Source organism: Candidatus Endomicrobiellum trichonymphae (assembly GCF_002355835.1).
Classification (GTDB): Bacteria; Elusimicrobiota; Endomicrobiia; order Endomicrobiales; family Endomicrobiaceae; genus Endomicrobiellum; species Endomicrobiellum trichonymphae.
Map to the genome: position 1 here is coordinate 1,107,387 of NZ_AP017459.1, position 7,146 is coordinate 1,114,532.

6 protein-coding genes are annotated in these 7,146 nt (G+C 36.3%); all 6 read left to right on the forward strand.

The genetic code is table 11. The features are described from left to right. Window positions 1-432: 432 nt before the first annotated feature. The 6 genes from RSTT_RS05705 (at window position 433) to rsmA (ending at window position 7,081) form a co-directional block, all read left to right on the forward strand. A complete protein-coding gene (locus tag RSTT_RS05705; RefSeq protein WP_015423761.1) occupies window positions 433-945 on the forward strand; it encodes a DUF116 domain-containing protein in 513 nt (170 codons plus the stop codon). A 130-nt stretch (window positions 946-1,075) separates the two neighbouring features. Then, entirely contained in the window at window positions 1,076-2,707 is a 1,632-nt protein-coding gene (locus RSTT_RS05710; RefSeq protein WP_096525985.1) for a DEAD/DEAH box helicase, read from the forward strand. A 38-nt stretch (window positions 2,708-2,745) separates the two neighbouring features. Further along, window positions 2,746-2,967 (forward strand): FmdB family zinc ribbon protein, encoded by a 222-nt coding sequence (locus tag RSTT_RS07020; protein ID WP_096525986.1) that lies wholly within the window; start codon window positions 2,746-2,748, stop codon window positions 2,965-2,967. 658 nt (window positions 2,968-3,625) lie between these two features. Continuing rightward, window positions 3,626-4,996 (forward strand): tRNA uridine-5-carboxymethylaminomethyl(34) synthesis GTPase MnmE, encoded by a 1,371-nt coding sequence (mnmE, locus tag RSTT_RS05725; protein ID WP_096525988.1) that lies wholly within the window; start codon window positions 3,626-3,628, stop codon window positions 4,994-4,996. 113 nt (window positions 4,997-5,109) lie between these two features. Further along, window positions 5,110-6,162 carry a M50 family metallopeptidase gene (locus RSTT_RS05730; RefSeq protein WP_015423764.1) on the forward strand — a complete coding sequence of 351 codons (1,053 nt, stop codon included), beginning with the start codon at window positions 5,110-5,112 and terminating at the stop codon, window positions 6,160-6,162. 139 nt (window positions 6,163-6,301) lie between these two features. Beyond that, complete coding sequence (gene rsmA / locus RSTT_RS05735) at window positions 6,302-7,081, forward strand: 16S rRNA (adenine(1518)-N(6)/adenine(1519)-N(6))-dimethyltransferase RsmA (protein WP_096525989.1); 780 nt, start codon at window positions 6,302-6,304, stop codon at window positions 7,079-7,081. Window positions 7,082-7,146: the final 65 nt, after the last annotated feature.

Consider the following 7,146-nt stretch of genomic DNA (forward strand, 5'->3'; position numbering starts at 1 on the left):
TACACAGCAAAACTCACTAAACCAACTGTACAGGTATAAATGCCCGCTTCTTTAGCATTCGTCGCAGAAGTATCAGTTGTACTTGTAGTTGTTGTTTCCCACGCACCGCTATTTACAGCGATAAGTAAACAACAAAAAACAATTAATAACTTTTTTATTTTACTCTCCAGATTTCAACAAAAATACCACACCTCAAGGATTGAGGAAAACCTCTCTTCACCCGGCTATGAAACGACACAAACATAAGTGCAAGACAAGAGCTTCTGCACAGCAAAAAAGCATCCTTCCCGGTATGTTGAGAGGACAAAATCCTCGAAACATCTGAATCGGCACGTGTATTCGGCTACGCACTGGATTTTTAAAACACCCCATTTTGCATTCGTACGATATTACGTCTAGCTTATTCAATCGATATTTTATATAATACTTTACATGAAATTATGTAAGCTAACCCAAAGGAGCAAAGAACAAATCTATAAAACTTTTACATATAAGCAAAACAAACTTCAGGTGAACAAATTTGCCTCTGTTCCATTTAACAACCGTATTGTTTTTGTTCCGCATTGCATGAGAAATACTGCGGTTTGCGCCGCTATTGAAAAAGACAGCTGTTATATTTGCGCAGAATGCGACGGCTGCAAGATAAGCGACATAACTAAACTTATAAGAAAATTAAATTATCGGGACTTGTATATAGTAAAAGGCGGCAGAGTGATTGGAAAGATTATAAGAAAGCAAAAACCGGAAGCTATAGTCGGCATTGCCTGTTTTTTCGAAGGAAATCAAGCATTTAAAATACTAAAAGATGAAAATGTGGCAGTTCAGTTTGTGCCGCTTACAAAAGACGGATGTGCCGCTACGGACACAGACCTAGCAGAAGTTGAAAAAGTGTTGAATATATTGTCCGTTCCAAGACAAATCCGGAACGATAAATTTTTGTTTTAATATCTTCAGCGTTTTTTAATTTGACAGCAGAATCCGCAAGAAACACCGGATTGAGTTCTTTCAGTATGCGGTTCTGTTTTTAAGAGACAATCAAAAAAGGAGATTTGCTCCGGAAGAATACAGAAAAATAATGACAACATTAAAATTTAATGAATTAAATCTATCGAGCGAAATACTTAAAGCAGTTGAAGATCTGGGCTTTGAAGAGGCTACTCCTATCCAGAGTCTGTCAATCCCCAAAATGATGACCGGCATAGACATTATAGGGCAGTCTCAAACGGGCACGGGGAAAACAGCAGCTTTCGGCATTCCTGTTTTAGAAAAAACCAATGCAAAAAATAAAGTCGTTCAGTCAGTAATTTTATGCCCTACCAGAGAACTTGCAATACAAGTTGCGGAAGAATTAAAGCTCTTCTCAAAATACAAAAAAGGCATTAACATAGTGCCGGTTTACGGCGGGCAGCCTATTCAGCGGCAGATGATAGCTCTTTCAAAAGGAGCACAGATTGTAATAGGAACGCCCGGCAGAGTCATAGATCATCTGGAACGCAGAACATTAAAACTCGACACTGCTTCAATCGTAATTTTAGACGAAGCCGACGAAATGCTCGACATGGGTTTCAGAGACGATATAGAATTAATCCTTAAAAGCATTCCTGAAGGAAGGCAAACTGTATTTTTTTCAGCTACGATGCCTAAAGAATTTCTATCCCTTACTAAAAAATACCAGCACAGTCCCGAAACCATAAAAGTCGTAAGCGAAAAATTAACGGTTCCTTCTATTGAACAGTATTATTTTGACATAAAAGAACACCAAAAACTTGAGGCTCTCACAAGATGCCTCGATATGTATGATCCCAAACTTTCGCTTGTTTTCTGCAATACCAAGAAAAGAGTGGACGAAGTTACCTCTTCACTTCAGGCAAGAGGCTATTATGCCGACGCAATTCACGGAGATATGAATCAGTCCCAAAGAAACAGAGTAATGTCAAAATTCAGAAACGGTTCCATAGAGCTTCTCATAGCTACCGATGTCGCGGCAAGAGGCATAGACGTTGATGGCATAGATATGGTTTTTAATTTTGATGTTCCCAAAGACGATGAAGACTATGTACATAGAATCGGAAGAACCGGCAGAGCCGGAAAAGCCGGCAAAGCGTGCAGCTTTGTTTCAGGAAAAGATATTTATAAATTAAGAGATATACAAAGATATACGAAAGCAAATATCAAAAGAATGCAAGTTCCGTCGCTTGCCGATGTTGAAAATACAAAAGAAATGATAATGCTTGATAAAGTAAAAGAAGTTTTAAAAGAAAAAGACCTTGAAAAATACGCCGGAATGGCAGAATCCCTAATTTCAGACGAAATTACTTCGTTAGACGTTGCAGCAGCTCTCTTAAAAATTATGCTTGCTTCAGAAAAAAGAGAGCAGGAACAAAAAGCCGATATTTCGGAAAACATAAACAAATACAGCATGACAAGATTGTTTATCAACATAGGTAAAAAAAATGGCGTAAGAGCCGGAGACTTTGTAGGCGCTATTACGGGTGAAACAGGAATAAACGGCAGTCTGATAGGGGACATTAAAATTTTAGACGCATTTTCATTTGTTGAAGTTCCGCAGGAATATGCTGTCAATATAATTAACGCTTTGCATTCAAGCAATATTAAAGGAAAAAAAGTTTCCGTTGAACCTGCTAAAGGCAATGAAAGCACTATCGGCAAAAGTCATCCAAATTTTAAAAATTCTTCAAAAAAATAAAAGGTAAAACAATTTATAAAAGCGAGGTGCAGTATAGTATGCCGTTATTTGAATTTATATGTAAAAAATGCAATGAAAAATTCGAGATGCTCGTTTTCGACAGCGAAAATACGGAATGCCCTAAATGCAAAAGCAGTGAAGTCATAAAGCAGTTTTCAAGTTTCGCATCGACGACATCCTTGACAAGTCGTAGTTTCGCAGATTCCTGTCCGTCTGCCCCCGACCGCAAACACAAATGTCCAGGCGGTTGTTGTCATTGAGAAAAATTTCATGCAAAAGCCGAAATTTTAAAACATTAGTGATTTTTTCTTTAGGTCTGACAACTGGAATCTGTATAAGATTTTCATTCACAACTCTTCTGGCTATGCTGTTTGCTTCGTTTTCGATATTTATCTACAAAATGCAGGACGTCGAAGAATTAAAGAAAAATCAGGACAAATATTCTTGATTATCTCCTCGCTTCTATATCTGATGGCTGTGCTACTTTCGATTTATTTCACAGCAGCTCTCATTTCGTTTGTCAGTTATGAATTCTCCCCAAAAAGGAATTTTAAAATTATAATTTTGAGGCTGCTTCCTTTTATTATTATCACGCTGCTTTCGCTCATTATGTACAACCAAATAAAAAAGCACAAATTCTTATTTTGACTAACTATAAAACAAGCACAGTTGTATATGCTTGCGACAAGCAGAAGACAGGTGAGAACAAGAACGCCGGGGTTACCAACGCAAAAACTCATTTTCCAAAAATTGCTGAAGATGCGCAATAGGGTAAAGATTATCTTTCTCTCTGGTAATTTCTGCAGATGTAAACAAATAAACAAAGTTATGCGCGGATCTGTTTAAACGTTAAAATAATTCAAAAACCGACCGGTGGCGCTAAGACGGGCTGAAACCCTTACAGTTAAATATGCCATTATGAATTACTTAAAAGAAGATACTATTGCCGCCTTATCAACTGCCGCCGGAAAATCTGCAATAGCAGTTATTCGTCTGTCTGGTGAAAACTCATTTCAGATTATAGGCAAAATATTTAAAACTCATTCTAAACCGGAACAACAAGTTAAGCACGGATACATTACAGACGGAATAGAAAAAAAAGACGAAGTGCTGTGCACTTTTTTTAAAGCGCCTCATACATATACTGGCGAAAACTTAGTAGAAATCGCAGCGCACGGAAACCCCGTAATAATAAACGAAATTCTAAATCTCTTATATAAAAACGGCGCAAGACCCGCAGGACCCGGTGAGTTTACCTACAGGGCATTTTTGAACGACAAAATGAATCTTGCGGAAGCGGAAGCCGTATGCGCTCTAATAACAAGCAAAACAGAAATGTCCGCAAAAGCTGCTTTAAACAGCCTTTCGGGAGAATTCTCTTCAAAAATAAAAAATATTAGAGATGCCGTTACAAATCTTATTGCTTCTATGGAAGCAAATCTAGACCATCCCGACGAAGATAATATGTTTTTATCGCGCAGTGAAAAACTCTCAAGGTTTGATTCTTGCATAAAAGACGTACAAAATCTTTTAAATTCTTATAAAACAGGGAAAATTTTACAATATGGAATAAAAGTCGTAATTATAGGTAAACCCAATGCCGGCAAATCGTCGCTGCTCAATGCAATTTTAGGCAAAAACAGAGCGATTGTCACAGATATTGCAGGAACTACAACAGATACCGTTGAAGAAACAATAGACTGCTGCGGCATTCCACTTATAATCACGGATACCGCAGGCATCAGGGAGCACTCTGAAAACTTAATAGAGATCTTAGGGCAGGCAAAAACCAGAGAGGCTGTCTGTAAAGCCGACATATTAATATGGTTATTTGATTCCTCTTCGGAACCGGACTGCAATGATGCCAAAATAGCAGATTTTTTAAAAAAGTCCGATTTGAACATACCCATTATATGCGTATTAAACAAAAGTGATTTACCGCCGCTATTCTCATCCTCCCTTCTAAACAGAGAGAATAAGGTGAAGGTGAAAATCTCCGCTAAAACAGGAGCGGGAATTGCTGACCTGTTAGACGAAATTGTAAAAATCGCTGGTGTTTCAGAGTCTAAAAATGATTATTTAATGATAAATACACGTCATTTTATTCTGCTGCAAAACACTTTAGAATCTCTAATAAGAACGAAACAGTCGCTATCTGCAAAAGATGCAGATGAAATTGCCTGTTTTGAAGCTCTAAGCGCCCAAATATCATTAAACGAAATTTTAGGAATAAATGTGAAACAGGACATTTTAGACACGATTTTTTCCACTTTTTGTATAGGCAAGTAACCGGTTTTTCCTTTCAGAAAGAATTTAACGGCATATTTAGAATCATTTTCATTCTAGATAAAACATGCTATAATGCTTGACAAAGCTATTTACTTTAAACGTAGGAAATATAAATGACCATAATTCTTCAGATACTTAGTATTACAGTTGGATTTGGATTTTTAATTTTTATACATGAGCTGGGACATTTTCTTGCTGCAAAAATGTGTAAAGTTAGAATATTAACTTTCGCTTTCGGTTTCGGTCCGGATTTAATAAAATACACTTATAACGGCACAAAATACTGCATAAAGATTATTCCTTTCGGCGGATTTGTTAGAATGGCAGGTGACAATCCTAAAGAAGCCACAGGCAGCGATGGAGAATACTTATCTCTTAAATGGTATGAAAAAATATGGATATCATTTGCAGGTCCTTTTTCAAATTATATCTTGGCTGTTTTTCTTTTTACTCTTGTTTTTAATATATGGGGTGCGGTAAAGATACCTACAGATCTTTCCGTAGGCGCTGTAGTCAAAAATTATCCTGCCGAAACCGCAGGAATTATACCCGGAGATAAAATAAAATCAGTAGATTCAGTTGAAATAAATACATGGAATGATCTGAGTGCCAATTTAAAAGACAAAGCGAATAAACAAACTTCTTTTTTAATAGAGAGAGGAGACAGTTCTTTTGAATTAAGCATGATTGTTGCAAAAAACCCTGTAACAGGAATAGGAACAATAGGTATAACTCCGGTAAAAATAAAAGTGGGATTTTTGAAATCTATACATCTCGGAGTTAAAACCTTAATAGTTAACACGATTGTGCCTGTTGTATATCTTGCGGATAAAGTTATGTCACTGGAAAAACCAGAAATTTCAGGACCTATCGGTATTATGCAGATTATGGCAAACGCTGCAAAAATAGGAATGCAGGATTATTTAAGATTAATTGCAGTTATATCAGTTGCTTTGGGACTATTCAATCTTTTCCCTATTCCTATGGTTGACGGTGGGATGATATTATTATTTCTTGTCGAAAGAATTATAAGAAAACAGATAAGTACAAAAGTTGTTCAAGTTTATAATACAACAGGATTGATTCTCATGATAAGCATTTTACTTTTTGCGACATACAGCGATTTGCTGAGATTAGGTATAGGCAGATTGTTCGCAAGTAGTTAAGCTCGAAATTGATCTAAACCTATCTTGGAATATAATTTCCAGTATTTGGGACGGAGATCCTCAGAAAAACAATTTTTCAAATTCTCTGATCTGAAAACCCTTTCTTGATTTCAAGCATAATGTATGCAGGAAAAAAAGTATGCGTCAAAAAGACGGGAAAAACTTTTTAACAGACAATAACATCGCAAATAACATCATTAAAGCCGCAAATTTAGAGAAATACGATGAAGTCCTTGAGATCGGACCAGGTAAAGGTATTTTAACAAAGATTATACAGCTGCAGGTTAAATATTTAACCGCAGTTGAAAAAGATAAGATACTATCTCAGCAATTAAATCACTATTTTTCTTTTCACGGTGCCCGGAATATAAAAATCATAAATGCGGATTTTCTAAAATATAATATCCCAAACACCGAACTTAAGATTATTTCCAATCTTCCGTACAATGTTGGTACAGCAATAATTCAAAAAATCCTGCCTCTAAAACACTGGACTACCGCAGTTTTTATGCTGCAAAAAGAAGTCACACAGCGGCTTGTTGCTCAGCCGGGCAGCAAAGCCTACGGTTATATTTCAATATTTACTTCATATTATACTGATTGCAAAATATTATTTGATGTCTCATCTAGATGTTTCAGCCCGCCACCAAAAATTATTTCTTCCGTTATAAAGCTTACAAATAAAGCATCAGAGCCGACTGATCCCGTTTTTTTTGATTTTGTAAAACATGCTTTCAAAACGCGAAGGAAGACAATTCTAAACTGTTTAAGTTCATTTAAAAATTTAGAAAAGAGCAAAGCCGCTCATATTCTCAACGCCTGCGCTTTAGATCCATTTTTAAGACCTGACAAGCTTTCAATTCCAGATTTCTTACGTTTGATAGACGAAACGAGAAAACATATAATTTATAGTGTATAAAGGTCGCTTAATTATTTTATATTGTTGATTAAATTCTTTACAGTTATAAATAACTTGTGGATTAC

Excerpts from the sequence above, each read along its gene's own strand:
- RSTT_RS05705 (WP_015423761.1), top strand. The coding sequence starts at position 433 with ATGAAATTATGTAAGCTAACCCAAAGGAGCAAAGAACAAATCTATAAA.
- RSTT_RS05710 (WP_096525985.1), top strand. The coding sequence starts at position 1,076 with ATGACAACATTAAAATTTAATGAATTAAATCTATCGAGCGAAATACTT.
- RSTT_RS07020 (WP_096525986.1), top strand. The coding sequence starts at position 2,746 with ATGCCGTTATTTGAATTTATATGTAAAAAATGCAATGAAAAATTCGAG.
- mnmE (WP_096525988.1), top strand. The coding sequence starts at position 3,626 with ATGAATTACTTAAAAGAAGATACTATTGCCGCCTTATCAACTGCCGCC.
- RSTT_RS05730 (WP_015423764.1), top strand. The coding sequence starts at position 5,110 with ATGACCATAATTCTTCAGATACTTAGTATTACAGTTGGATTTGGATTT.
- rsmA (WP_096525989.1), top strand. The coding sequence starts at position 6,302 with ATGCGTCAAAAAGACGGGAAAAACTTTTTAACAGACAATAACATCGCA.